The sequence below is a fragment of the Massilia psychrophila genome (assembly GCF_002760665.1).
Taxonomy (GTDB): Bacteria; Pseudomonadota; Gammaproteobacteria; order Burkholderiales; family Burkholderiaceae_D; genus JAFCUW01.
In genome coordinates this window covers 18,873-44,771 of record NZ_PDOB01000004.1, presented here as the reverse complement: position 1 = coordinate 44,771, position 25,899 = coordinate 18,873, and the positions used below count along the sequence as shown (strand labels likewise).

The window sequence follows — 25,899 nt, the reverse complement described above, 5'->3', positions numbered from 1 at the left end:
GCCAGGTTCCAAACGTCGAGATAAAAAACTGGGTTTCGATATACACATAATCATCCGCGCTACGGATGCAGTTCGCCATGGCGGTGAGGATGTTGTCCTGGTGGACGCCGGACCATGACTTCAAGCACTCTTTCCAGACGTCCCGTTCGGGCTTGCCTTTGCTCGGCGGTCCACACGCAAGCGCCGTTGGCATCGCTGATACCGCTGGCGAGTACTTTGCACCAGTGCGTCGATTCGATCGCGTCCGTCGCCGACATCTTCAGCAAGACACCGCCTGCGCGTTCCTGCCGCCGATCGGAAATTTTGTCGGCACGCTCACCGTCACCGATCGCTTCGCCTTGTAGTCGTCACTGAGCACCGTCACGACGGCGACGCCGAGCGTGCGCGACGCCTCCAAATACTGGATGCTGTCGCTTTTTTCGACGGCGCTGGCGCCGTGATAGCGGATGGCGCCGCCCACCGCGCTGCTGGCGTCTTCAAGCGTGCTCGAACAACTGGTGTCGGCGAACAGCACCATCTGCTCGACGCCGTCACACTGCTCGAAACGCCAGGCCAGGCCTTCTTCGGTCGGCAGGCGCAGCACGAAATCGTCGTCCGACTCTTGGTATTGGCAGCAGCAGCAGCAGTAGCTGCACACGCGCGCACGCGCGCACCTTGCATGAAGCGGTCCACAGCAACGCTCCAGATCCACTGCGCATGCGGCCGGTAGTTGCAAAACACGGCGTCGACGATCTCGACTGGCGTAGTCGGACGGCGCGGTCGGCACCTGGCCAGTGAGCGGGGAAGTCATCAAGGCGCGCCGTTTGTTCTAGATCAATGTCCAGCTCGATCCGAGATCGCGTCGATCCCCTGCAACGGACTGCAGTTTTCGTTTTCTCTTAAACGAATATCAATGCTTGTTATCTTCCAGTCCATATTATAAAAAACGTAATCGTCTCGACGACTGCCAGCGCGAGCACCCGTTGATTCACCTGGCCACTGCATGAAAGCTACCTATGAAACCTTCGAAAACCTTACTTGCCACGGCCGCGTGCGCGCTGGCCGTGCTTGCTTTGCCCGCTGCCCAGGCCGCGGGCACCGTGATCTTGAACCAAAATTTCGACAACGTCGGCGCGCTCGGCAGTTGGGTCATGACGAATAACAGCGTGCCGGCCGGCCAGTCCTGGTTCCAGGGCAATGCCGGCATCTTCGGCGCCCAGGCCGGCGCGGCCGATGCCTACATCGGTGCCAATTACCTGAGCGCGGCCCAGGGCACCGGCACGATCGACAACTGGTTGATCACGCCTTTACTGACGTTTGGCGGCGCCACCCACCTGTCGTTCTACACCCGCAACCAGAGCCTGCCGGGATTTAACGACATGCTGGAGGTGCGCTTCAGCCCCGGCGCCGGCACCGATACCGCCGGCTTCACGACCTTGCTGGCGACCATCGGCGGGGCCTCGGCCTACCCCGGCAGCTGGCAGCTGTTCGGCGCCGACCTGACCTTGTCGGGCAGCGGCCGCTTCGCCTTCCGCTACCTCGGCGACGCCGTCGCGGCCAACTATATCGGCATCGACACTTTCACGGTCAGCGCGGTGCCGGAGCCGTCGGCCTGGCTCATGCTCGGCCTCGGCCTTGGCGTGCTGCCGCTGCTGCGTCGCCGGTCCGGCGTCTAGAACCCCTCACTGAAAAGGATCGAACCATGTCCAGCAAAACAAGGATCGCGATTGCCGTGCTGCTCGGCGCCAGCGCGTTGAGCGTGACACTGCCCTCCAGCGCGGAGCAGGCCGAAGGGATGGTGGTGGTGCGCGACGCCCGTACCGGCGAACTGCGCAACGCCACCCCGGCCGAGGTAAAGGCGCTGCGCACCCAGGCTGTCCAGCAAGGAATAGCCCGGCCGCAGCCGGCGGCGCCCGCCACGGTGCGCGCCAATGGCACCCGCCAGAAACTCATCGGCGAGCGCGGCCAGGTGTATTCGATCGTCTCGCGCGACGCCAGCGGCAAGCTGTGGGCCCAGGAAGCGATCGGCGAAGACGCCGCCAACGCCGCCTTGACGGCGCCCGCCCCAGTCAACCATCCACAGGAGCACAATCATGCGGACCGCTAAACAATTTGGCCTTGGCCAGCTGGCTGCGGCGTTGACGCTGGCGTGCGCCGCAATGGCTGGGGCGCAGGCGGCGGCGACCATCACCATCGTCAACCAGAACGCGGCCGGCGTCGGCTTCAACGATCCGACCGCCGTCGCTGCCGTCGGCGGCAACCCCGGCACCACGCTCGGCCAGCAGCGCCTAATCGCCTTCCAGCACGCCGCCGACATCTGGGGCGCGACCCTGACCAGCAACGTCACGATCCGGGTCGGCGCCTCGTTCGTGCCGCTGTCGTGCACCGCCTCCAGCGCGGTGCTTGGCTCGGCCGGGGCCTACGAAATCTTCTCCGACTTCCCCAGCGCGCCGAGGGCGACGACCTGGTACCCGAGTGCGCTGGCGTCCAAGCTGGCCGGCACCGACCAGAGCACCCCCGGCTACCCGCACATCATCGCGCGGTTCAACTCGCGCCTGGGGCGGTTCCCCGACTGCCTGCCTGGCAGCGGCTTCTATCTCGGCCTCGACAACCAGGCCGCAAGCCAGATCGACCTGGTCACGGTGCTGCTGCATGAAATGGCGCACGGCCTGGGCTTCCAGACCTTTACCGACGGCGAGACGGGCGAGCAAACCGAGGGCATCGCGTCGATCTGGGATTACTACCTGCTCGACAACCGCAGCAACAAGTCATGGGTGGAGATGGTCAATGCCGAGCGCGCCGCGTCGGCCGTCAGCGGTACCGGCCTGTCGTGGAACGGCCCCAACGTGACGGCCGCGGTGCCGCTGGCGCTGGCACCGACGTCGGTCTTGAGAATCAGCGGCCCGGCGGCGGGCAACGCCGCCGGCAATGTCGAGGTCGGCGATGCCTCGTTCGGCCCGCCGCTCAGCAGCACCGCGGTGAGCGGCCAGTTGATGCGGGTGATCGACCAGCCTACCGGACTCGGACTGGCCTGCACGCCCCTCAACAACGCCAACCGGATCGCGGTGCGTGGCAATATCGCGCTGGTCGACCGCGGCACCTGCACCTTCACCGAAAAAGCCAAAGTGGTGCAGAATGCGGGCGCGATCGGGATGGTGGTGGCGGACAACGCGCCTGGCGACCTGACGGGCCTGGGCGGTGCCGACGATACCGTCCTCATTCCGGCGGTGCGTATCACCCAGCAGGTCGGGGTGAGCCTGAAGGCGGCACTGATGCGCCGCTCGCGCACCACGTCGGGCGTCGTCGCCAGCCTGACGGTCAATCCGGCGCGCCTGGCCGGCACCGACGCGGCCAGGCGGATTCGCATGTACACGCCGACCGAGTTTTCACCGGGGTCGTCGGTATCGCACTATACGACCGACGCCAAGCCCAACCAGCTGATGGAGCCTTCCATCAATGGTGACCTGACGCACCAGGTCACGCCGCCGCAAGACCTGACGTATCCGCTGCTGAGGGATATCGGCTGGTAAGGGAAGCGAGAGCAAGGAAGGAAAAGGGGCCAGACGCGTTACGTCCGGCCCCTTGGCTTGTCGCCCTGCTCCTTGCGTGCAGCTCTTGGTTTACATTCGAACGACGATATTACGTCGCCAGTGCGTTAAACGCGGCAACGCCAGCAAGAATCTCCGCTTTCGCATCTTCCGGGCCGAACCAGCCTTCGATCTTGACCCACTTGCCCGGCTCGAGATCCTTGTAGTGCTCGAAGAAGTGCTGGATCTGGTGCAGGCGCAGGTCCTGCAGGTCTTCCGGCTTTTGCCAGTGGCTGTAGATCGGCAGGATTTTGTCGACCGGGACCGCGAGGATCTTGGCGTCGCCGCCGGCTTCGTCGGTCATCTTCAGCACGCCGATCGCGCGGCAGCGCACCACCACGCCCGGGAACAGGGGAAATGGCGTGATCACCAGCACGTCGCACGGATCGCCGTCGTCGGACATGGTGTTCGGCACGTAGCCGTAGTTGCACGGATAGTGCATCGCGGTACTCATGAAACGGTCGACGAAAATCGCGCCCGACTCCTTGTCCACTTCGTACTTGATCGGATCGGCGTTCATCGGGATTTCAATGATGACGTTGAAATCGTTCGGTACGTCGCGGCCGGAGGAGACTTTATTCAAACTCATGGGATTTCCTTGGTGGCTGATGTGGCTGATGTGGCTGATTGTCTGCTCGCCAATTATAGCGAAGATGGCCCGTCTTGTGCAGCGCAGCAGACGGCTGCCGGCGCCGCCCTTAAAAAGTCGTCAACCGCCGCTTACAGGATACTGGCCAGCGCGCACTGGCGGAAATGGGCTGCCGCCTCGTCGTGCTGACCCAGCGCTTCGTGCATCTGCGCCAGCTTCAGGTGCGATTCGCGCACCATGCGCGGTTCGCTGGCGTCGGACAAAGCTTGTTCGAGATAGCGCTGGGCCTTGCCCCACAGCTTTTGCTTCAGGCACAGCGATCCCAGCGTGAGCGCCAGTTCGGCGTCGTTCGGGCGCTGCTTGATCCACTGCTCGCAGTGTTCGATCTGGGCCAGCAAAGCCGGCGTGCCGGCCGGCGCGGCGGCGTCGCGGTAAGCGCGCACCACGCGGTCGTCCCATTCGGCCGCCAGCGCTTCCTCGACGGTGGCGCGGGCTTCATGGTGCAGCCCGCGCGCGTTGAGCGCCGCCGCAGCGTGGGCGGCGATGTACGGCTTGATGCGATCGCTTGATGGCACCGTCGCCCACACGCGCTGAATCGATTCGGCGTCGTGAGCGTTATCCGACAGCAGCGCGTCGTACGACAGTTCGCGCAGCCGCGCCGACAGCGCCGGGTGCAGCGCCTTGTGCTTGTCGAGCGAACGCACCAGGCGCAGCACTTCCGGCCAGTTCTTGGCCTGCTGGTGCGCCTTCATCGACCATTGCAGCGCGTGGATGTGGCGGGTGCCGGTGGCGGTCAGTTCAGCCACCGCCTCGAGCGCCGCTTCCGGCTGGTGGTCGTCGACCAGCAATTCCGTCACCGTCATCAGGCGCGCGACCTTGAGGCTGGTGTCGCTGACGGTGGTGGCCAGCCAGTTGTCGCGCCGTACCGGCTCGCGCATGCGGTGCGCGGCGCGTGCGCCGATCAGCGCGGCCAGGCCGGCGTTTTCGGGCAGGTCGGCCGCTTTCGCCGCGGCTTTCTCGGCGTGGCCGAAACGGCCTTCGAACAAGGCCTTGAGTGCATCGCGCAAGCCCTTGTTGCCGTCGCGTTCGCGCTTGCGGCGGCGGTAGGCGGCGACCCGCTGCGGCATGCTGACGGTGGCGTAAAAGGCGCGCACCAGCGCATACACCAGCATGAACAGCAGCACTTCGAGAACGACGAAGAAATTAAGCGACATGTCGATCCGGTGCGGCGGATAGAACAGCACCACGTTGCCGGGATTGAAACGCGCCGTGACGGCGACGCCGATCGCCGTGGCCATCAGCGCAACTAACCAGAGAAGAAGGCGCATGGCTTAAGGCTTCGCTTTATAGGTGCGCACGGCGTTCAGGCTGTCGGCCAGGGTCGGCATCTCGATCGCCAGGTTGTTCGACTGCACCTGGCGCAAGGTCGCCTGGGCGGCCTGGGTAGTGCGGGCGCGCGTGTCGAAATACTTCACCAACGTGTCCTGCGCGGCGATCAGGTCGCTGCGAAAAGCTGCTTCATTGCGCGACAGCAGGGCCAGGCGCGCGTTGAGCAGGCGCAGCTTCAGGTTCTCGCGGGTGAAAAACGATTCGCTCGGCGACAGCATCAGCGCTTCCGGCGTGTCGGCGCTGCGCACCCGGATCAGCTGGCGCACTTCGTCCCACATCTCGCCGGTCCAGCTGGTCCAGACTTGCTGCAGGCCGGTGGTGAACGCATTCGGCCCGGGCGCCCCCGGCTTGCCGCTTGCGGGAGCCGTCTTCCTGGCCAGTTCCGACGGCGCCACCGGCCTGTGGTCGGACAGCATCGGCAGCGTGTCGACCTGGGCGATGACGTTGTCGAGGCGCAGCGCGACGCCGGCCATGTCGATGCCGGGCAAGGCCTTCAGCTTGTCGGTGTCCTTGGCGATGGCGCGGCGGATCGTGATGAATTGCGGCTTGTCGGTGCGCGACAGCGAACGGTCGGCGTTGGCAAGCGCGATCAGGGCGCCCTGCACGTTGCCGGCCAGTTGCAGCTGCTGGCTGGCGGTCGACAGCACCTGGTCGATTTCGGCCAGCGCCCATTCGTCGCGGTTCTTCGACAAATCCTGGTACAGCTGTTCGAGAGCGAGTTGCTGGCTCTGCGCTTCGGCCTGGCGGCCCTCTAACGCGCCGACCTTCGCCTGCAGCTCCTTGGTCTGTTCCTGCACTTGGCGCGCCAGCGCAGAGGTTTCGTTGCTGGTGGCGTCGCCCTTCTGCAGGCTGCGCGCCACGTCGTAGCGCAGGTTGGTGATGCGGTTGTGGGTCGACCAGGCCAGTGCCGCGAACAGCAGCAGGAACCCGATCACTACCTTCGACAGCGGACGCTGCAACAGCTCGCCGAAGCTTTCCGCGGCGCTGGTGGCGGGTTGTCCCGGTTGCGCCGGTTGCGCCGGCACCGCGGGCGGGACCACATCGGGCGCCGCTGCATTTTGTTCAGGTATGGTAGGCAATTCGTTCATAGCTATGATTGTAACGCGGCAAGCAAGCTGGCGTCGCCCGATCCTGCGAGGGTGAGTCGGGTCACGCCCAGCGCGGCGGCTGTTTCGGCAATCCTTGTGTGCGGTACGATCACGCGCTGTTGTTGCATTTTTGCAACAGAGACGCCGTCATCGAGCTGGGCCAGCAGGCCGAACAGGCCGCGCAATGCCTCGGAGCTGGTGATGATCCAGTCGTTCTGGCGCGCCAGCAAGGCGTGCAAGGTGGCGCCCAGCTGCGGCGTCAGGGCCGGCACTTCGCGCCGGTAAGCCGCCACCGTTTCGACGATGGCGCCGGCCGCGCGCAAGCCGTCGGCCATCAGCTCGCGCCCGCTTTCGCCGCGCACGATCAGCACGCGCTTGCCGGCCAGCGCGCCCAGGTCGAGGGCGTCGAGCAGGTGTTCGGAATCGCTGCGGGCCGGGTCCAGCGGGCTGAAGATGGTGGCGTTGCCGGCGTCGATGCCGTATTTCGCCAGGCAGGCGCGGCTGGTCTCGCCCAGCACCGCCAGCGCGACGCCGGCCGGCCAGCAGCCGGGTCGATCAAGCTCACCAAGCTGGCGAAGTTGAGCGAACGCGGCGTCGATCGCGTTCGGCGAGACAAACGCCACCAGCGCGTAGCCGCCAAGGCCGGTCAGCAGGTCGGCCAGCACGCGTTGCAGCGGCGCCTGGTCGGCCAGCGGATAAATATCGAGCAGCGGCAGCAGCACCGCCTCGCGCCCGAGTGCCGCCACGCCCTGCGCCAGCGCGTGGCATTGCGCAAGCGGGCGGGTGATCACCACGGCATCAGGCATCGGCATCGGCGTCGGCTGCTTGGGCCTTGCACTCGGCCAGGATGGCGTGCGCATCCTGCAGTTGCAGCAAATCGACCACCTGGCGGCCGAGGCGCTCGGCGGCGTCGGCAGTGTCAACAACCCCGCGCGCCTCGGCCATGGCGACCCGTTTGCCGTCCGGCGTGGCGACCATTGCCCGCAACGTCATCTGGCCGTTGTCGATGGTGGCGAACGCCGCCAGCGGAATCTGGCAGCTGCCGCCAAACGCTTTCGACACCGTGCGCTCGGCAGTGACGGCATGAAAGCTGGCGAGGTGGTTGAGCGGCGCCAGCACCGCGCGCAAGTCGACATCGAGGCGGCCGGCAAGGATTTCGATCGCCATTGCGCCCTGGCCGGCGGCCGGCAGGCTGGTGTCAGGGTCGAGCAGCGCGCGGATGCGCCCGAGCAGGCCGAGCCGCTTGAGGCCGGCAGCGGCGAGGATGATGGCGGCGTAATCGCCCCGATCGAGCTTGCCGAGCCGGGTGTCGAGATTGCCGCGCAGCGGCTTGATCACCAGCTGCGGATAACGCGCCGCGATCAGCGACTGGCGGCGCAGGCTGCTGGTGCCGACCACCGCGCCGGCCGGCAAGTCGGCAAGGCTGGCGTAATCGTTCGAGACAAAGGCGTCGCGCGGGTCTTCGCGCTCGAGCACGGCCGCCAGTTCAAAACCTTCCGGCAAATCCATCGGCACGTCCTTGAGCGAATGGACCGCCAGGTCGGCGCGCCCTTCGGCCATCGCCACTTCGAGTTCCTTGACGAACAACCCCTTGCCGCCGATCTTGGACAGGGCGCGGTCGAGGATCTGGTCGCCGCGCGTGGTCATGCCGAGAATTTCGATCCTGCACTGCGGATATAATAAAGATAATTCGGCGCGCACGTGTTCGGCCTGCCACATGGCCAGCCGGCTCTCACGCGAGGCGATGATCAGGGTCGCGGGCGGCTGCTGTTGCGGCGCATCGGTCAATTCAGTTGCTTTCAAAACAAATTCTTTCACTGTCGTTAGCCTCAACCGGCGCATGCCAGTCAACGGCCGAAGCATAAAATCACAAATTTTATCATGCGGCCTCTTTGCAGAACCTGGCCAGAAGCCTTTGCACCCACTTTTCTCCCTATGGTCGACATGGAAAATTCAGCTGCTGCTTCAGAAACATCGCAAGGCGCCGACAAGGACGCGCCCCTCAAGGAAGACATCCGCCTGCTCGGGCGCCTGCTCGGCGACGTGCTGCGCGACCAGGAAGGCGAATCGGTGTTCGGCGTCGTCGAGATGATCCGCCAGACCGCCGTGCGCTTTCGCCGCGAAGACGATGCCGAGGCCGGCAAGGAACTGACAACCTTGCTGAGGAAACTGACGCGCGACCAGGCCATCTCGGTAGTGCGCGCGTTCTCGTATTTCTCGCACCTGGCCAACATCGCCGAAGACCAGCACCATATCCGCCGCCGCCGCGCCCACCTGCTGGCCGGCTCGAAGCCGCAGCAAGGCAGCGTCGGCTTCGCGCTCGACAAGCTGAAATCTGCCGGTGTCGCCGGCGACACCGTCCGAACCTTCTTCCGCGACGCCCTCATCGTGCCGGTGCTGACGGCCCACCCGACCGAAGTGCAGCGCAAGAGCACGCTCGACGCCGAGCACGACATCGCCCGCCTGCTGGCCGAACGCGACCTGCCGCTCACGCCCAAGGAACGCAAGGCCAACCTGCAACTGCTGCAGGCGCGCATCGCCACCTTGTGGCAGACGCGCATGCTGCGCTATTCGAAGCTGACAGTGGCCGACGAAATCGACAATGCGCTGTCGTATTACCGCATCACCTTCCTGCGCGAGCTGCCGGGCCTGTACGACGACATCGAGGAAGAACTGGCAAGCCACTACGACGTCGAGCCGGCCGCGCTGGAAGCGGCCTCGTACGTCCAGATGGGCAGCTGGATCGGCGGCGACCGCGACGGCAACCCGAACGTCAACGCCGGCACCATGCAGCACGCGCTGACCCGCCACGCCACCGTCATCCTCGACTTCTATCTCGAAGAAACCCATGCCCTCGGCGCCGAACTGTCGATCTCGACGCTGATGGTCGGCGTCAGCCCGGCCCTGCAGGCACTGGCCGACGCCTCGCCGGACGCTTCGCCCCACCGCAGCGACGAGCCGTACCGGCGCGCCCTGATCGGCATCTACGCGCGCCTGGCGGCCACCGCCCGCGCGCTTGGCGCCACCAACATCCTGCGCAAGGAAGTCGGCCCGGCCGCGCCCTACATCGACGCCGCCGGGTTCTGCGCCGACCTGCGGGTGCTGATCGATTCGCTGGCCACCCACCACGGCGCCATCATGGCCTGCCCGCGCCTGAAGCGCCTGACGCGCGCCGCCGCCATCTTCGGCTTTCACCTGGCCTCGCTCGACATGCGCCAGACCTCCGACGTCCACCAGCGCGTGCTGGCCGAACTGTTCGCCGGCGCCGGCGTCGAGCCGGCCTACGGCGCGTTACCTGAAGAACGCAAGGTGGCGCTGCTGCTGGCCGAACTTGGCCAGCCGCGCCTGCTGTTTTCGCCGTACTCGACCTATACCGAAGAGACCAACGGCGAACTGGCGATCCTGCGCGCGGCGCGCGACATTCGCGCGCGCTACGGCGTGCGGGCGATCCGCAACTACATCATCTCGCACACCGAAACCGTGTCCGACCTGCTCGAGGTGCTGCTGCTGCAAAAGGAAACCGGCCTGCTGCGCCCGGCCGAAGGCGAACTCGAGGCGATGGTGATCCCGCTGTTCGAGACCATTCCCGACCTGCAGCGCGCCGCCGCCATCATGCACGAATGGATGGCGCTGCCGCTGGTGTCGCAACTGATCGCGCGCCAAGGCCAGCTGCAGGAAGTCATGCTCGGTTACTCCGACTCGAACAAGGACGGCGGCTTCCTCACTTCCAACTGGGAGCTGTACAAGGCCGAGATCGACCTGGTCGAGGTGTTCGCCGACGCCAAGGTAAAACTGCGCCTGTTCCATGGCCGCGGCGGCACCGTCGGGCGCGGCGGCGGGCCGAGCTACGAGGCGATCCTGGCGCAGCCGCCAGGCACCGTCAACGGCCAGATCCGCCTGACCGAGCAGGGCGAAATCATCGCCTCCAAGTTTTCCAACGCAGAAATCGGCCGGCGCAACCTCGAACTGCTGGTGGCCGCCACGCTGGAAGCGAGCCTGATGCCGCACCTGGAGGCCGGCGCGCAGCGCGAGCGGCTGGCCGGCTTCGAAGCGGTCATGGCCGAGCTGTCCGGGCGCGCCTACCGCGCCTACCGCAACCTGGTCTACGAGACGCCGGGCTTCACCGACTACTTCTTCGCCGCCACGCCGATTGCCGAGATCGCCGAACTGAACCTCGGCTCGCGCCCGGCCTCGCGCAAATCGACCCGCCGCATCGAAGACCTGCGCGCGATTCCGTGGGGCTTCTCGTGGGGCCAATGCCGGCTGCTGCTGCCGGGCTGGTACGGCTTCGGCTCGGCCGTCAAAGGCTGGATCGCCGACGGCGCGCGTGAGGAACGCATCGCCACCTTGCAGGCGATGGTCAAGGAATGGCCGTTTTTTGCCACCCTGCTGTCGAACATGGACATGGTGCTGGCCAAGACCGACCTGCCGATCGCCTCGCGCTATGCCGAGCTGGTGGCCGACGCCGCACTGCGCGAACGCATCTTCAAGCGCATCTCCACCGAGCACGGCAACACCTTGCGCTGCCTCGAGGCGATTACCGGCGCGCACGAACGGCTGGCCGGCAATCCGCTGCTGGCGCGCTCGATCCAGAACCGCTTCGCCTACCTCGATCCGCTGAACCACCTGCAGGTCGAAATGATCCAGCGCCACCGTTCGCAGGCGCTGCATGCGGGCGAACCGGACAACCGGGTGCGCCGCGGCATCCACCTATCGATCAATGGCGTCGCGGCCGGCTTGCGCAACACCGGCTAGTCGATTACCGGGCAAATGCGGGCGCCGACCCGCATTCCGGGCACCTCAATTCTTCCCCCTCCGAAACTCTTTGGCGCCCCTGATTGAACGCTTTCAACAGTGCGCGGGTCAAGCCCGCTTTGCGCTAGTCTTGACATTGGTTCCGCAGCTTTTCCGAGAGGATCACTTGAATGGCCAATAACGCAGAGCTGCCCACTGGCGAAGCCGCCGTGACGATCCCTGTCATCCAGGAATCGCTCCAGATCGGCACGCGAACGGTCGACACCGGCCGCGGTGTCAGGATCAGTAAAACGGTGGCCGAGCTGCCGTTCGAAGTGCGCGAAATCCTGCATCACGACGAGATCAGCGTTCTTCACGTCCCGATCGACCGGATCGTCGCCGTTGGCGAGGCGCCCGCATCGCGTTACGAGGGCGACACGCTGATCATTCCCATCGTCGAGGAAGTGGTGGTGGTGGAACGCCGTTTGCGCATCAAGGAAGAGCTTCACGTCACCACGACCCGGCGCGAAGAACAGTATGCCGAAACGGTGATGCTGAAATCGGAACAGGTCCGCGTTGAACGTTTTGACAAAGCCTCGGACAATTGAGTACGTTTCCTAACCTTAGGAGGATTCACCATGCAACACACACTCGTAGCCGTTTTCGATAACCGAGCCGATGCGCAGTCAGCGATGGAAGAATTGTTGGCGTCCGGTTTCTCCAGCCAGGAAGTGCGCATGAGCCAGGAGACCGGCGACACCACCGGCGCCATGAGCCCGACCAGCTCCATGGGCACCACCAGCACCACCGGCATCACCGGCACTACTGGCACTACTGGCGCCACCGACGAAGGCTTCGGCTCCGGCATCAAGAACTTCTTTTCCGACCTGTTCGGCAGCGATCATGACGAACCGACGCGCAAATATTCAGAAGCGGTCACCCGCGGCAGCCACGTGCTGACGGTCAGCACCGCCACCCTGCCGGAAGTCGAGCGCGCAGCCGACCTGATCGAACGCTTCGGCCCGATCGACATCGACGAGAAAACGTCGCAATGGGGCGGCGGCGCCACAACCGGTGCCATGGCCGGCGGCGCCATGGCTGGCGGTGCAATGAGTTCAAGCACCGGCTCGCAGCAGCAGGCGGCACTGCTGTCGCAGCAAAGCGGGCAAGGTTCGATGTCGAGTCAGCAGGGTTCGGCGACGGGCGGTTCGCAGCAACTCGCTCCCGGCGAAAGCACCGCGATCCCGGTCATCCAGGAACAGCTGCAGGTCGGCAAGCGCGAAGTCCAGCGAGGCGGCGTGCGGGTATTCCAGCGCATGGTCGAAACCCCGGTCAGCGAAACGGTCAACCTGCGCGAGGAGCACGTCAGCATCGAGCGGCACCCGGTCGACCAGCCGGCCACCCCTGCCGACCTGGCCGCGTTCCAGGAAAAAACGATCGAACTGCACGAAACGGCCGAAGAAGTTGTCATTCAAAAGACCGCCCGCGTGGTCGAGGAAGTCGTCGTCGGCAAGGATGTCACCCAGATCGAGCAGCAAGTCTCGGACACCGTGCGCCACACCGAAGTGGAAATCGAACAGCTCGACGCCGGCACCGGCACCGGCACGAGCACGGGCTCAGCCATGGGCACGGGCATGACCGGGGACGACACCTACTATCGCAACCACTTCAACAGCAACTACGCCAGCGCCGGCGGCCGCTATGAGGATTACGCGCCTGCCTACGGCTACGGCTCGACCATGGCCGGCAACGACCAGTATCGCGGCCGCGCATGGAACGACGTCGAACCGTCACTGCGCAGCGATTGGGAAACCCGCAATCCCGGTTCGACCTCGACTTGGGAGAAAATGAAGGGCTCGGTGCGTCACGGCTGGGAAAAAATGACTTCCTGATTTTGTGACGTCCGCCGTACGACAGGGCGACAAAACCAGTCTGATGGCAGCCCGCTGTTCCCCGGAAGCAGCGGGTTTTTTTACGCCTAAAAACAAGAATGCTTACCATTGGCGGCACGGCCAGTGTATCTTTGCTGTAATTTTTTCAGGAAACCGGTTCGGTCCCGTAGCCGGGGTAAAAAACCGGTGAACACAGAGGATGCACAATGCCGCAGAAACAGATTGCCTTGCTCACAGCGCTGGCCATGATCGCATTCGCCGGCAATTCCCTGCTGTGCCGTGTGGCGCTCGTGCATACCGGCATTGACGCCGCCACCTTCACGTCGATCCGGCTGCTTGCCGGCGCCCTTGTGCTGTGGCTGATCGTCAGCGTCAAACGCGACCGCGCCGGCCCCGCCGGCAGCTGGACCTCCGCCTTCGCCTTGTTCGCGTACGCGGCCTGTTTCTCGTTCGCCTATGTCAGCCTGTCGGCCGCGACCGGCGCGCTGCTGTTGTTCGGCGCCGTGCAGACGACCATGATCGGCTTCGGTTTGTGGAAGGGCGAACGGTTGCGCGGGCAACAGCTGGCAGGCTTGATGCTGGCCGTGGCCGGCCTCCTCGGCCTGTTGCTGCCCGGTCTGTCGGCGCCGCCGCCGGCCGCCGCCGCCTTGATGCTGAGCGCCGGCGTTGCGTGGGGAGTGTACTCGCTGCGCGCCAAGGGTGCCGCCGATCCGACGCGCATTACAGCAGGCAACTTCGTGCGGGCGGTGCCGTTTGCCATTGCGCTCAGCGCCGTCATGGTTGCCCGCCACTCTGGCGACGCGGCGGGAATCGGCCTGGCGATCGCCTCCGGCGCCCTCGCATCGGGAGTCGGCTACGCCGTCTGGTACACCGCCTTGCGCGGCTTGAATGCCACCACCGCGGCAACAGTCCAGCTCAGCGTGCCGGTCCTCGCCGCTTTCGGCGGCATCATCTTCCTGGGCGAAGCGATCACGCTGCGGCTGCTGCTGACCTCGATTGCGATCCTGGGCGGCATCGCGCTGATCACGCTGGCCCCGCGTTCGGCCAAAGCATAAGCCCGGCGGCGCGCACCAGGCGTACCGCCTGGTTGTAGATCGACGGGCCGATTTCGCGCAGGCAAAAATCAAGCAGCATGCGCGCCTTCAGGCTGCCGACGTCCTCGTCCAGGTTCTGCGCGCAGTACCGTTGCAGCGAGCCTGCCAGGCGCACTACCCGATCGGCTGGCGGCGCGGCGGCGACGCAAATAAAAAAACCGCGTCCACCTTTCGGCGAACGCGGTTTCGGTTCAAGCTTGCCGGCGACGCGCGCCGCCTCCTCGATTAATGGTTGTGCAAGAAGCTCTTCAGCTTGTCCGAACGCGACGGCTGGCGCAGTTTGCTCATCGCTTTCGCTTCGATCTGGCGAATCCGCTCGCGCGTGACGTCGAACTGCTTGCCGACCTCTTCGAGCGTGTGGTCGTTCGACATCTCGACGCCGTAACGCATGCGCAGCACCTTCGCTTCGCGCGGGGTCAGCGAATCGAGCACTTCCTTGATGACGTTGCGCATCGAAGCGTGCAGCGCGGCGTCGAGCGGCGCCAAGGTGGCGTTGTCCTCGATGAAGTCGCCCAGCTGCGAATCGCCATCCTCGCCCATCGGCGTTTCCATCGAGATCGGCTCCTTGGCGATCTTCATGATTTCACGTACTTTGTTTTCCGGCATTTCCATCTTCAGCGCCAGGGTCGCCAGGTCCGGCTCGCTGCCGGTTTCCTGCATGATCTGGCGCGAGATGCGATTCATCTTGTTGATCGTTTCGATCATGTGCACCGGCACGCGGATGGTGCGCGCCATGTCGGCGATCGAACGCGTGATGGCCTGGCGAATCCACCAGGTCGCGTAGGTCGAAAACTTGTAGCCGCGGCGGTACTCGAACTTGTCGACTGCCTTCAGCAGGCCGATATTGCCTTCCTGGATCAGGTCGAGAAATTGCAGGCCGCGGTTGATGTACTTCTTGGCGATCGAAATCACCAGGCGCAAGTTGGCAACCGTCATTTCGCGCTTGGCATGGCGCGCGCGTTTTTCGCCGGCCGCCATCTGCTTGTTAATCTTGCGCAGGTCCGCCAGCGGCAGCGCCACCCGTGCCTGCAGCGCGATCATGCGCTTCTGGTGCTCCTTGATGGCCGGCACGTTACGACCCAGCACGGCGCTGTACGGATAGGCACAGTCGACTTCGCGGTCGACCCACTCAAGGTCCGTCTCGCAACCCGGGAACACCTTGATGAAGTGGGCGCGCGGCATGCCGCAGCGGTCGACGCAGATCGCCAGCACCGCTTTTTCGATGTGGCGCACTTCGTCCATCTGGCCGCGCAAGGTGTCGCACAGCTTCTCGACCACTTTCGCGGTGAAACGAATGCCGAGCAGCTCATTGGAGATCACTTCCTGCGCCTTGACGTAGTTCTTGGAGCCGTAGCCGTCTTTTTCGAACGCCTTGGCCATCTTTTCGAACTGCGCCTCGATCAGGTGGAATTTTTCCAGCGCGCCGCGCTTGAGCTGGGTCAGCTGCTCGGCCGAGAAACCGGCTGCGCCGCCATTGGCGTCGCCGTCTTCTTCCTCGGCTTCTTCTTCTTCCTCGTCATCGTCGTCGCCAGCCGCCACGTGCGGGGCGGGCGTTTGTGGCGCCGACGGTTCGTTCAGGTCGACGAATCCATCGACCACTTCATCGACCTTGATCTCGTCGCGCTCGATCTTGTGGGCCAGCGCGATGATTTCCGCGATCGTCGTCGGGCATGCGGAAATGGCTTGCACCATGTCTTTCAGGCCGCCTTCGATGCGCTTGGCGATTTCGATCTCGCCTTCGCGCGTCAGCAGCGCGACAGCGCCCATTTCGCGCATGTACATGCGCACCGGGTCGGTGGTGCGGCCGAAGTCGGAGTCGACCGTCGACAGCGCCGTCGCGGCGGCCGCTTCGACTTCATCGTCGCTGGTCGCGGTCGGCACATTGTCGGTCAGCAGCAGCGTATCGGCATCGGGCGCGCGCTCGTACACCGCGATGCCCATGTCGTTAAACGTGGCGATGATGCCTTCAATCGCTTCCGGATCGATGATGTTCTCGGGCAGCTGGTCGTTGATCTCGGCATGGGTCAGGTAACCGCGGTCCTTGCCCATGTTGATCAGGTTCTTGATCTGGTTGCGGCGACGCTCCAGGTCGGCTTCCGAGGTCTTCGGATCGCCCACCAGCGCGCCGGCCAAGCCGACCTTGGCCTTGCGCTCGCGCGCCTTCGACACTGCTTTCAGTTCGGCGCGCTCGACCGCGTTGATGCCGGCCACTTCGTCGTTTTCAGGCGTAAATTCGCTCGGTTTGCGCCCACGGCGGCCAGGCACCTTGATCGACGGCAGCAGGTAGCCGGACGTATCGATCGCCGCCAGCGTGGCCGCATCGGTGGTCTGGCTGACCGACTGCCCGGCCGTCTGGATCACGGTCGGCTCGACGTCGATCTTGCGCACCACGCGCGGCTTGAGCACTTTTGCCACGGCCGGCTCGGCCGCCACGGCGCTCTGCAGCACTTCGCTGGCCGCTGCCGCATTCGACACGGCCGCATTGACCCCGGCCAGCTTCGAGACGCGCTTGCGCACCACCGTCGGCGCCACGCCGGTCGGCGCGGACGGCGCGACCTGTTCTGCTTCGCTGCCGGCTTTTGCCACTGCTGTGGCGACCGAGGCAACGTCGGCCTGCGACGCCGGCCCTACTGCCGCCAGGCGCGAACGGGTTTTGACGACCGTCACCTTGGACGCTGCCTCTCCCTCGAGGATGTACGACGTCGCCGTTTTCGGCACGGCCAAAGGCGCGGCGGCTTTGCGCGGCGCCTTGGCGATGGTCAAGGTCAAGGTCTTGGCGGTGCTCTTCGTCATAAAACTCTCCAGTCGCGGCGGTGCGCGCCAGCGAAGTCAATAATCATCGTGGCCCGGAGAAGCGGGCCGATGGAAGGTGGTGTTCAGGGTTGCCCCTCAACTGCGGGCGGGGCGACCATAATTCAAGCACGACGCAATGCGTCGAAGGCCGGGTCAGGCTGGCGAAATCAGGTATGCTGTGATCAATATGGCGCTGTGCATGGCAGAAAGAAAAAAAGCCCGCTCAATGAACCGGGCTTAAATCTATTATCCGAAGAAAATAGAAAGAGACACGTACAATTATGCCTTACTGAAAGGTGCTGCGATAATTGACATATCCAATGTCGGATATAACGAAATCGCATACTCTCCGGCAATACTCATTTCCTCCAAACCTCGCCGGCACATCTGCGCCACCGCAAGCCGTGCGCAGAGCAAGGGGCGGATCATACACGATTTCGCACGTTGCCGCTGTTTGGCAACGCGAAATGGCGCTGCGTCAACCGTGGCAAAACAACACGTCCGCGAATTGCCGCAGCACATACGAAATAACCCATGCTATCCTTCCGGCTCCAGCGCTTACTATGAAGTCAATGAATCCAATTAGCCCAGTCGTCGTCGAAACCGTCGACACCCATTCCATCGAAGTCGCCGACACCCTTGTCGCCGAAGAAGTTGTTGCCACCCCTGCCACCGACGTTCTCGACACCCCGGCTGGCGACAGCCGTGTTGCCGCCGCGGCCGGCGCGCCGGTTGCGCCCGCCCTGAGTGCGCGTTCGTTGCTCAAGCAACTGCAACACCAGTTCACGGCCTTCCGCAACTGCCTGCCGCTCGCCATCGGCATCGACAAGCAGCTGCTCGCGCGCCTGCCCGAGCTCGACCGCAAGACCATGCGCGCAGCGCTCGGCATCCACACCGGTTCGCTGCGCTACCTGCGCGCAATGGAAAAAGCCACCGTGCGTTACGACCTCGACGGCGCCGCCGGTGCCGAAGTGGCCGACACCCATCGCCAGCACGCCAAGGAAGTCTTGCAGCAGCGCTTCAAGAAAGAAGCCGACCGCAAAAAGCTTGAACGTGAAGCGAGCCAAGCCGAGCGCGAGGCAGAGCAAGCCGAGGAAGCGAACCGCCTGCGCCAGGAAAAACTGCTGCAACTGGCTTCCAAGTTTTCCCGCAACGCCTAAGCCGTTCCATGCTGCCCGAGCAGGAAGAACTGCTGCCGCCGTACGATGGCATCAAGCTGACCGACGTTCGCATCGTCAAGTCCGACAAAGATGCAGCCGAGGCAATGACCGCCCTGATGGCGGCCGACGTGCTCGGCTTCGATACCGAATCGAAGCCGACGTTCCTGAAAGGCGAACTGTCGACCGGCCCGCACCTGGTGCAGCTGGCAACCGACGATTGCGCCTACCTGTTCCAGATCGGCGCCATGCCGGCGGTGGCGGTCTTGAAAGCCGTGCTCGAGTCCACTGCGGTCCTGAAGGTCGGCTTCGGTCTGTCGGACGACGTCAAGCGGCTGCGTGCCAAGCTCGGCATCGAGACCGGCAACGTGCTCGACCTGTCCACCGCGCTGCGCAAGAACGAGCGCAACACGCTGGGCGCGAAGACGGCAGTGGCGCGCTTCTTCGGCAAGAAGCTGCAAAAGTCGAAGAAAATCACCACCACCAACTGGGCCTTGCCGCGGCTGTCGGAAAAGCAGATCCTGTATGCGGCCGACGATGCGCATGTGGCGCTGAAAATTTACCGACGCTGGCGCCTGGACCAGGCCGCCGAATAGTCCGCCCGACGTGCCAGGGCCGACAAGTCGGCCTGGTCGCCAGGCACGCCAGCTTACTTAACTTTCATCGCCAGCCCCGGCACACACTGCGCGCCATACGATCTGCGCCGACGCGACCGCCTGTGCGATCAAAGCGGCCGTGTTGCGCTCGCGCGAATCGCTGCTTGCTGCACGCCCGTGTAGCCCGACCTGATCTTGCCAAACACGCTATGCTGACATCTGCGCGCCCTCCCGCCGCGATTTTCCAATGAATACGCCAATGTCCTTGCCTGCACCCCTGCCCTGCCTGGCCGCGCTGGTCTTCAGTTGCGCTGCCGCCCTGCCAGCCTTGGCCGCCGACCGCCCGGCGGTACTGCCCGATACGATGGCGCAGCGCGTCATCGCCTGCACGTCGTGCCACGCGAAAAACCAGGGAACCGACGCCTTCTTTCCCCGCATCTCCGGCAAACCGGCCGGCTACCTGTACAACCAACTGGTCAACTTTCGCGATGGCCGTCGCCAATATCCCTTGATGACCTACATGGTCGAGAACCTGCCCGACGCTTACCTGCGCGAGATCGCCGACTACTTTTCGAACCAGCACCTGCTAGCGCCGCCGGTGCAGCCGACAACGGTGTCGCAGGCGGTGCTCGAGCGCGGCAGAATGCTGGTGACCCAGGGTGACAAGGCCATCAAGGTGCCAGCCTGCATCGCCTGCCACGGCGAGCGCCTGACCGGCGTCGCGCCCGCGATCCCCGGCCTCGCCGGACTGCCGCGCGACTATGTCAACGCCCAGTTCGGCGCGTGGAAGAACAACACGCGCCGCGCCCGCGCGCCCGACTGCATGGCCGACATCGCCAACCGCCTGAGCCTGGACGACGTCGCCGCCATCTCGCACTGGATCGGCGCGCGGGCGCTGCCGGCCGATCCGGCGCCAGCAGCGGCCGCCGCCATCAAGCGCCCGCTGCCGCTGGCGTGCGGCAGTTCCCCGGACCACGCGCCATGAAAAAGACATTTTTCACCGTCTTTGCCGCACTGCTCGCCGTCGCCCTGATCGCCGTCATCATTGCCTGGCCACGCGAACAGTTCGTGGCGTCCGCATCAAACGAAGCGACCGCGCCAACACCCGGCAACATCGCGCGCGGCGCCTACCTGGCGCGCGCCGGCAACTGCATGGCCTGCCACACCGCGCGCGGCGGGCCGGCCTATGCCGGCGGGCGCGCGATGGGCACGCCATTCGGCGCGCTGTACGTCCCCAACATCACGCCCGACCGCGACACCGGCATCGGCGCCTGGAATGCGGATGATTTCTGGCGCGCCATGCATAACGGCAAGTCGCGCGATGGCCGATTACTGTATCCGGCCTTCCCGTACACCAACTACACGAAGGTCACGCGCGCCGATGCCGATGCCTTGTACGTCTTCCTGCGCAGCCTGCCCGCGGTAAAACAGGCCAACACGGCGCACGCGCTGCGCTTCCCGTACAACCAGCAGGCCGCACTGGCCGGCTGGCGGTTGCTGTATTTCAAGCCGGGCGTGTTCGAGCCGGTGCGCGCTCGATCCTTGGTGTGGAATCGCGGCGCCTACCTGGTCGAAGGACTGGGACACTGCAGCGCCTGCCACAGCAGCCGCAACGCCGCCGGCGCCGTCGCAGCGGGGCTCGGCGGCGGCCTGATTCCCACCCTTGGCTGGTACGCGCCGTCGCTCGAGTCCGACGCCGAAGCAGGCCTGGGCAGCTGGGAGGTGCCGCATATCGTGCAATTGTTAAAGACCGGCGTGTCGCCGCAAGCGAGCGTATTCGGCCCGATGGCCGAGGTGGTCGCGCGCAGCCTGCAGCACGTGTCGGAAGCGGACGTCACGGCGATGGCGACTTACCTGAAGTCGCTGCCCGCCACCAACACCGAAGCCCGCGAAAAAGCGACGGGTCCGCAGGTCGACCAGTTCGTTGCGCAAGGCAAGAAGCTGTATGAAACCCACTGCGTCGATTGCCACGGCGCCGACGGCCGTGGCCTGGCGCCGGCCTATCCTCCGCTCGCAGGCAACCGCGCGATCACGATGGACAACCCGGTCAACGCCGTGCGCATTGTGCTCAACGGCGGCTTCGCGCCCGGCACCGCCGCCAATCCCCGCCCCTACGGCATGCCGCCGTACAGTCACTTGATGAATGACGCGGAAGTGGCGGCGGTAGTCACCTACGTGCGGGCGTCTTGGGGCAACGACGCGCCGCCGGTGAACGCCGGCGAAGTCAACCGCTACCGCAGTACGCCGCTGGATTGAGTCGAAGAAAATTCGGATTAATTGGCGGAAAACCAAAACAAATAGGGGTCTGACCCCATTGATCTACGGTGTAGCCTTTGTTTTGCCGAACGAAAAACGGGTCTGACCCCTTACATCATGAAAAACGGGTCTGACCCCTTACACCATGTCGGCAAAACCGATACGGTCGGTGGTGACGTTGCGGGCGTCGTCAACGCTGATCTTGTGGCCTGACAGCAGCTGCTCGAGCGACGAGTTCATCGTGTGGCAGCCGACGTCAACGGTGTGGTTCATGTGCTCGCGGATGCCGGCAATGTTGCCGGTTTCGAGAATGCGCACCATGGCTGGCCCCGGCGTCAGGCATTCGGTGGCGAGGTAATAACGGTTGCCTTCGGACGAAGGCAACAACGCCTGGCACAGCACGCCGCGCAAGGCATGCGCCAGCGCTTGCGACTGCGCTTCCGAATTGCCCAGCAGCCGGAGCATTTTTTGCAATCCCAGTTCGGTCGAGCGCGCGTGCAGCGAAGCGAGCACCAGCGGGCCCGATTCGGCCAGCGCCAGCGCTTCCTGCGCCGTCTGGGCATCGCGGATTTCACCGATCACGATGACGTCCGGCCGCTCGCGCAGCGCGTCGAGGGCGCCCAGGTAATAGCTTTCGACGTCGCCGTCAAGCCCGACTTCGCGCTGGGTGATGATGCATTTGCGCTGGGGGATCAGGGTCTCGACGGGATCTTCGATGGTGATGATGTGGCCCGAGCGCTGCTTGTTGATTTCGTCGAGCATCGAGGCGATCGTGGTCGACTTGCCCTGGCAGGTGTCGCCGATGATCAGCACCAGGCCGGACGTCAGACTGGCGAACGCCTGCTCGTCGCGGTGAAGGCCGAGCTCGGCAAGGGGAATTGGCTCCTTCGGGAAGCGCCGGATCACGCAGCCGAGCCGCTTCTTGCCTTGAAACGTAAAACAGTTGGCGCGGATGCGCGCGGTGTGCAGGTCGATCGAGCGGTCGAAGGCGCGGTCGGCGATTCGCTCGGCCCAGTTCGGCTCGATGACTTCGAAAAACTCTTCCAGCTCTTCCTTCGTGATGGGCGAATCGGTCACCGCCACCAGCCCTTTCGGCTGGCGCAGCATCAGCGGACTGTTCTGGTGGATGATGATGTCGCTGAAAATCAGGCGCGAATTGAGCAGGTGCAAAATCTGCTCGACGAGGGTGCCGAATACCGGATGGTCTTCGTTTTCGACGTAGGTCAGGGTGCGGATCTGCGAAGACTGGTGATTTTCCATCGGGCTGGGTTCTCAACTAATCGAAGGTGGGGAATGGCGCCAATTATAAGACCAGCAACAGCAAAGAATTGCATTGTCGAAAGATAAATCTCGTCCTCACAACTAGCGGAAGCGGTTGCGGTGGCCGCTCTTGAGGTCGAGCGAAAACTTCACCCCGCCCTCGCTGACGATCACTTCGTCGGGCGGCTCCTCGCCGGCCAGCGCGCCGGCCACCAGCGGCAGGCCTTCGCCCTTGCGCACCAGGTCGTCGCAACGTTCGTAGACGTTGTTGCAGCCGGTGCCGGCGATCAGCGCCTGCACGATCGCCACTTTCCAGGCGTCGACGCCGGCGGCCTGGAACTCGCAGACCAGGTAGCCGTGCTTGCCGCCGAAGCTCTCGACCACCAGGCCGGGCAAGCCATCCGCTTCAGCGTTCACCAGTTTTACGACCTGGTCCGGCTTCGCTTTTTTGGCCGCCGGTGCGCTTTTGACGAGCGCCGCCTGCACCCGGCCCTTGATCAGCGCATGGTCGACCGGCTGCGCTTCGTCGAACGTCCACACGCGTGCGCGGATTTGCGACTTCGAATTGTAGGCGGCGCGCGCCAGGAATTTGGTCGACGACGACTGCACGATGGCAGTGGCGCCGCCCTTCATTTTTTCGTTCGGCTTGCCGTCGACTTTGTCGATCGCCGACGCGTAGATCCAGGGTTCGCCGGCCAGCAGGCTCTTTTCCTTGCCCTGTTTGATGGTAATAATAAGCATGAGATTCCAGTGAATTGACAAGCCGGGTGCGCGTTTGTCACACCGGCGGCCCGCCATGATACTGCCTCGCGGCCTTACATTTGCATTCTGTGGCCGCTGGGGCGCAATCTGTCGCAAACGCCAGCCGGACCGGAGGCGGTTTTTTTACTAGATGGTCAGCAGATTGTCCTCATTCACCCAAAGGAAACCAGCATGACTTCGCCGCGCCCCGCCAACACCCGCTTCCGTGGCGTGACGATCGTGTTGTGCGCCCTCGGCGGCGGCATCCCCCTGACGCTGGCGCAGGCCGGGGACTGGCGTTCGGAGAAGGTGCCAGGCAGCGGCCGCATCGAGACCGAAACGAACGGCGTTTTCAGGACAACCGAACAGTCGCCTACAGGTCGAACTTCAGCTCGGCTACCACGGTGCGCTGGGGATACGGGTGGAATGCCCAGTACTTGTAATTATTCAGGTTATCGATCCCGAGCGCCGCGCTCCAATGCTTGTCGAGCTTGAAGCGCACGCGCGCGTCGACGACAAAGAATTTACTGAAGCCCATGTAGCTGAAGCCATTGCTATCGCTGTTGTCCAGTTGCCCGTATTGCACGCCGCTGTAACGCGCCGCCACGGTGTACGTCAGGCGGTCGCTCTGCTTGTAGCTCGCTACCGTGGTCGCACGCCATTTTGGCACGCGCGGCTGCTGCTTGCCGACGCTGGCCGCGAAGTTCCTGTTGGCGGTGACGATCGAGTCGGTATAGGTTGCGCTGCTGTTCAGCTCGAGCTCTTTGATGCCGAGGTTGACCGCTTGCCATGACAGCTCCAGTCCGTTGGTTCGGATCGCATCGACGTTTTGCACCGTGGTCACGGTGTTTGTAAGCGCCTGCGAGTACAGGGCGTCGCGGGTGCGCTCGAAGAACAGCGTGGCGCGCAGCATGCCGTTGTAGGTGGTGTGCTCAGCACTCAGTTCGCTGGTCCATGATGTTTCGGGCTTTAAGTTCGGGTCGGTGTTGACGATGGTGTCGCCAATGATTGAACCCTGGTACAGCTCGCCCACCGTCGGCATCCGTACCGCGCGGCCGGTCGACGCCTTCAACACCCAATCCGGGTTGATCTGGTAGGCCAGTGCCATTTTTGGCGAGAAATACGCCTCGCTGTGCTCCTGGCCGAACGGGATTATCCTGGCCGCGTTGCCCAGTTCGCCGCCGTAGGCACGCCAGCGCTCGTAGCGCGCGCCCAGCGTGGTTGTCCAGTTGCGGGAGATGGCCCAGGTATCTTGCGCGAACAGGCTCTTGAGCGCGGTGTTGCCATTGAAGGCGGAAAATCGCTTGCCGGGGGCGCCGTTGATCCAGTCGCTGGTGTCGCTTACCAGCGTGCGTGAGCGGTAACCGTCCTGCTGGTAGCCAAAGTCGATCACGTGCGCGCCGACGCCCCTGTCGATGCCGGCCGGGCGCCATGTGCCGCGCAGATTGAGCGTGTGCCAGCCGGTGCCGTCCATGTCGGTGATGCGGCCGATGGCCACCTTGCCGGCGAACGCTGCCGGCAAATCGGCTGTTGGCGCACGCAGGATGTCCCGATGATAGTCGTAGCGGCTGGCCGCAAGCTCCCAATCGAACACGCCCTTGGTGTTGGTCTTGACGGACAGACCATGCATCGCGTGTTCGAGCGCGTTGAAATTGGGCGCGAATGCGAGGCTTGGCGAATTGAGGTTGTACTGGCGGGCGCCGATGATGACATTGCCGGCGTAGACCGGATTTCCGGCGCCATCGCGCAAGTAACTGCGCGCGCTGCCGTCGGTATCGTTCTTCCACCAGCCCAGCGTGTAACTGGCGCGCATCGTCGGCGTGATGTCATAGGCCAGCTTTAGTTTGGCATGATCTTGCACCGTATGGTAACTGGTCGTGGTGCCGAGCAGCCACCAGTCCTTCCCCCTGTTGTTCTGGCCCGCGACGGCGCCGGTGACGATCGGCCAGCCAGCCGTCGGCGTCCCGCCCTCGCTCAATTGCCGGTTGGCGAAGACCAGCGGTTGCCCGGTGCTGTCAAGGCGGTTGACGTTGAACCACCAGGCGAACTTGCCGCTGCGATTGCCGACCGAGGCGCTGGCCTGCTTGCCGGCGTCGCGCTCGCTCGTACTGTACAGGTCAAATTTCTGGGTCGCGTAGCCAAGCTTCACGTGGGCCTCGAGTTTCATCGGCATGCGCGTCACGTAGTCGACCACCGCCCCCACCGAATTGCCGGCGTAGGCTGCCGAGAACGGTCCATACAGTACGTCGACTCGTTCGATCTCTTCCGGCGTGACCATGCCCCAACGCGGCGTGAACCCGGCGCCATTGCCGAGGTAGTTCGACAGCAGGATGCCGTCGGCGTAGACCATCGAGCGCGCGCTGTTGCCGGTGCCCGACGCCCGGGTCGACAGCACCGCATGGTTGTAGTCGCCGATGTAGCGCTTGCGCACCAGCAGGCTCGGCAAATATTTCAACGCATCTTCGCTGTCGCTGGCGTTGATGGTTTGCTCGATCTGCCGCCCGCTGATGCCCTCGATGGTAGTGGGAATTTGCGTCGGCAGCGACGTCGGCCGGCCACCGGCGATGATGACCGTGCCCATCGTCCTGGCCGGCGCGTCTGCCCCATCTTGCGCAAATGCGCCCGAGCACATGTTAGCCATTGACGTGGCAGCGATCGTGGCAGCGATCGGGGTGAGAAAAAATCTCATGGTGATTGCCTTTTGCAGCATGCGTTTTGTTGTTTCTTGAACGGACAGGGCCGCA

Annotated in this window: 22 protein-coding genes; 11 read left to right on the top strand and 11 right to left on the bottom strand. The window is 64.3% G+C overall.

From position 1 onward, the window contains the following. Positions 1-259: 259 nt before the first annotated feature. A complete protein-coding gene (locus CR103_RS23805; RefSeq protein WP_099914776.1) occupies positions 260-790 on the bottom strand; it encodes a contractile injection system protein, VgrG/Pvc8 family in 531 nt (176 codons plus the stop codon). A 205-nt stretch (positions 791-995) separates the two neighbouring features. Between CR103_RS23805 and CR103_RS04270 the strand changes: the two genes are divergently transcribed. The 3 genes from CR103_RS04270 to CR103_RS04260 are packed head-to-tail and all read left to right on the top strand — an operon-like array spanning position 996 to position 3,509. Continuing rightward, the gene (locus CR103_RS04270) at positions 996-1,655 is read left to right on the top strand and encodes a choice-of-anchor J family PEP-CTERM protein (protein WP_099914775.1); all 660 of its coding nucleotides are present in this window, start codon (positions 996-998) and stop codon (positions 1,653-1,655) included. A 26-nt stretch (positions 1,656-1,681) separates the two neighbouring features. Beyond that, the gene (locus CR103_RS04265) at positions 1,682-2,086 is read left to right on the top strand and encodes a post-PEP-CTERM-1 domain-containing protein (protein WP_099914774.1); all 405 of its coding nucleotides are present in this window, start codon (positions 1,682-1,684) and stop codon (positions 2,084-2,086) included. Continuing rightward, on the top strand, positions 2,073-3,509 hold the full coding sequence (locus tag CR103_RS04260) for a PA domain-containing protein (RefSeq protein ID WP_099914773.1): 1,437 nt from the start codon (positions 2,073-2,075) through the stop codon (positions 3,507-3,509). The genes CR103_RS04265 and CR103_RS04260 overlap by 14 nt, the downstream gene beginning before the upstream one ends. A 109-nt stretch (positions 3,510-3,618) precedes the next feature. Here the strand turns inward: CR103_RS04260 and ppa are convergent, their stop codons facing one another. The 5 genes from ppa to hemC form a co-directional block, all read right to left on the bottom strand. Then, positions 3,619-4,155 carry an inorganic diphosphatase gene (gene ppa / locus CR103_RS04255; protein WP_099914772.1) on the bottom strand — a complete coding sequence of 179 codons (537 nt, stop codon included), beginning with the start codon at positions 4,153-4,155 and terminating at the stop codon, positions 3,619-3,621. Positions 4,156-4,286: 131 nt separating this feature from the next. Next, positions 4,287-5,483, bottom strand: coding sequence for a heme biosynthesis protein HemY (locus tag CR103_RS04250; protein ID WP_099914771.1), 1,197 nt, complete (start codon positions 5,481-5,483; stop codon positions 4,287-4,289). A 3-nt stretch (positions 5,484-5,486) separates the two neighbouring features. Continuing rightward, a complete protein-coding gene (locus CR103_RS04245) occupies positions 5,487-6,632 on the bottom strand; it encodes a uroporphyrinogen-III C-methyltransferase (protein WP_099914770.1) in 1,146 nt (381 codons plus the stop codon). 2 nt (positions 6,633-6,634) lie between these two features. Further along, on the bottom strand, positions 6,635-7,438 hold the full coding sequence (locus tag CR103_RS04240) for a uroporphyrinogen-III synthase (protein ID WP_099914878.1): 804 nt from the start codon (positions 7,436-7,438) through the stop codon (positions 6,635-6,637). Next, a complete protein-coding gene (gene hemC / locus CR103_RS04235) occupies positions 7,431-8,435 on the bottom strand; it encodes a hydroxymethylbilane synthase (protein WP_267873967.1) in 1,005 nt (334 codons plus the stop codon). The genes CR103_RS04240 and hemC overlap by 8 nt, the downstream gene beginning before the upstream one ends. A gap of 78 nt (positions 8,436-8,513) precedes the next feature. Between hemC and ppc the strand changes: the two genes are divergently transcribed. The 4 genes from ppc (at position 8,514) to CR103_RS04215 (ending at position 14,313) form a co-directional block, all read left to right on the top strand. Continuing rightward, the gene (gene ppc, locus CR103_RS04230; protein WP_370659418.1) at positions 8,514-11,387 is read left to right on the top strand and encodes a phosphoenolpyruvate carboxylase; all 2,874 of its coding nucleotides are present in this window, start codon (positions 8,514-8,516) and stop codon (positions 11,385-11,387) included. 170 nt (positions 11,388-11,557) lie between these two features. After that, entirely contained in the window at positions 11,558-11,974 is a 417-nt protein-coding gene (locus CR103_RS04225) for a DUF2382 domain-containing protein (RefSeq protein ID WP_099914768.1), read from the top strand. Between the two features lie 30 nt (positions 11,975-12,004). Further along, positions 12,005-13,258 carry a YsnF/AvaK domain-containing protein gene (locus tag CR103_RS04220; RefSeq protein ID WP_099914767.1) on the top strand — a complete coding sequence of 418 codons (1,254 nt, stop codon included), beginning with the start codon at positions 12,005-12,007 and terminating at the stop codon, positions 13,256-13,258. A 206-nt stretch (positions 13,259-13,464) separates the two neighbouring features. Beyond that, positions 13,465-14,313: a DMT family transporter gene (locus CR103_RS04215; protein ID WP_099914766.1), complete on the top strand. Its 849-nt coding sequence runs from the start codon at positions 13,465-13,467 to the stop codon at positions 14,311-14,313. Here CR103_RS04215 and CR103_RS04210 read toward each other — a convergent pair. Next, positions 14,282-14,467 carry a DUF2164 domain-containing protein gene (locus CR103_RS04210; protein WP_099914765.1) on the bottom strand — a complete coding sequence of 62 codons (186 nt, stop codon included), beginning with the start codon at positions 14,465-14,467 and terminating at the stop codon, positions 14,282-14,284. The genes CR103_RS04215 and CR103_RS04210 overlap by 32 nt on opposite strands. A 110-nt stretch (positions 14,468-14,577) precedes the next feature. Then, on the bottom strand, positions 14,578-17,145 hold the full coding sequence (rpoD, locus tag CR103_RS04205) for an RNA polymerase sigma factor RpoD (protein ID WP_099914764.1): 2,568 nt from the start codon (positions 17,143-17,145) through the stop codon (positions 14,578-14,580). Between the two features lie 572 nt (positions 17,146-17,717). Between rpoD and CR103_RS04200 the strand changes: the two genes are divergently transcribed. The 4 genes from CR103_RS04200 (at position 17,718) to CR103_RS04185 (ending at position 21,154) form a co-directional block, all read left to right on the top strand. After that, the gene (locus tag CR103_RS04200; RefSeq protein WP_099914763.1) at positions 17,718-18,305 is read left to right on the top strand and encodes a ProQ/FINO family protein; all 588 of its coding nucleotides are present in this window, start codon (positions 17,718-17,720) and stop codon (positions 18,303-18,305) included. 8 nt (positions 18,306-18,313) lie between these two features. Then, positions 18,314-18,898: a 3'-5' exonuclease gene (locus tag CR103_RS04195; protein ID WP_099914762.1), complete on the top strand. Its 585-nt coding sequence runs from the start codon at positions 18,314-18,316 to the stop codon at positions 18,896-18,898. A 259-nt stretch (positions 18,899-19,157) separates the two neighbouring features. Then, on the top strand, positions 19,158-19,883 hold the full coding sequence (locus CR103_RS04190; protein ID WP_099914761.1) for a c-type cytochrome: 726 nt from the start codon (positions 19,158-19,160) through the stop codon (positions 19,881-19,883). After that, a complete protein-coding gene (locus CR103_RS04185) occupies positions 19,880-21,154 on the top strand; it encodes a cytochrome c (protein WP_099914760.1) in 1,275 nt (424 codons plus the stop codon). Before CR103_RS04190 ends, CR103_RS04185 begins: the two co-directional genes overlap by 4 nt. 138 nt (positions 21,155-21,292) lie before the next feature. Here the strand turns inward: CR103_RS04185 and CR103_RS04180 are convergent, their stop codons facing one another. From CR103_RS04180 to CR103_RS04170, 3 genes are all read right to left on the bottom strand, one after another. Further along, complete coding sequence (locus CR103_RS04180; protein WP_099914759.1) at positions 21,293-22,414, bottom strand: type IV pilus twitching motility protein PilT; 1,122 nt, start codon at positions 22,412-22,414, stop codon at positions 21,293-21,295. Positions 22,415-22,516: 102 nt separating this feature from the next. Next, positions 22,517-23,155: a class I SAM-dependent rRNA methyltransferase gene (locus tag CR103_RS04175; protein ID WP_099914758.1), complete on the bottom strand. Its 639-nt coding sequence runs from the start codon at positions 23,153-23,155 to the stop codon at positions 22,517-22,519. A gap of 373 nt (positions 23,156-23,528) precedes the next feature. Further along, on the bottom strand, positions 23,529-25,844 hold the full coding sequence (locus CR103_RS04170) for a TonB-dependent receptor (protein ID WP_370659417.1): 2,316 nt from the start codon (positions 25,842-25,844) through the stop codon (positions 23,529-23,531). Between the last annotated feature and the right edge of the window lie 55 nt (positions 25,845-25,899).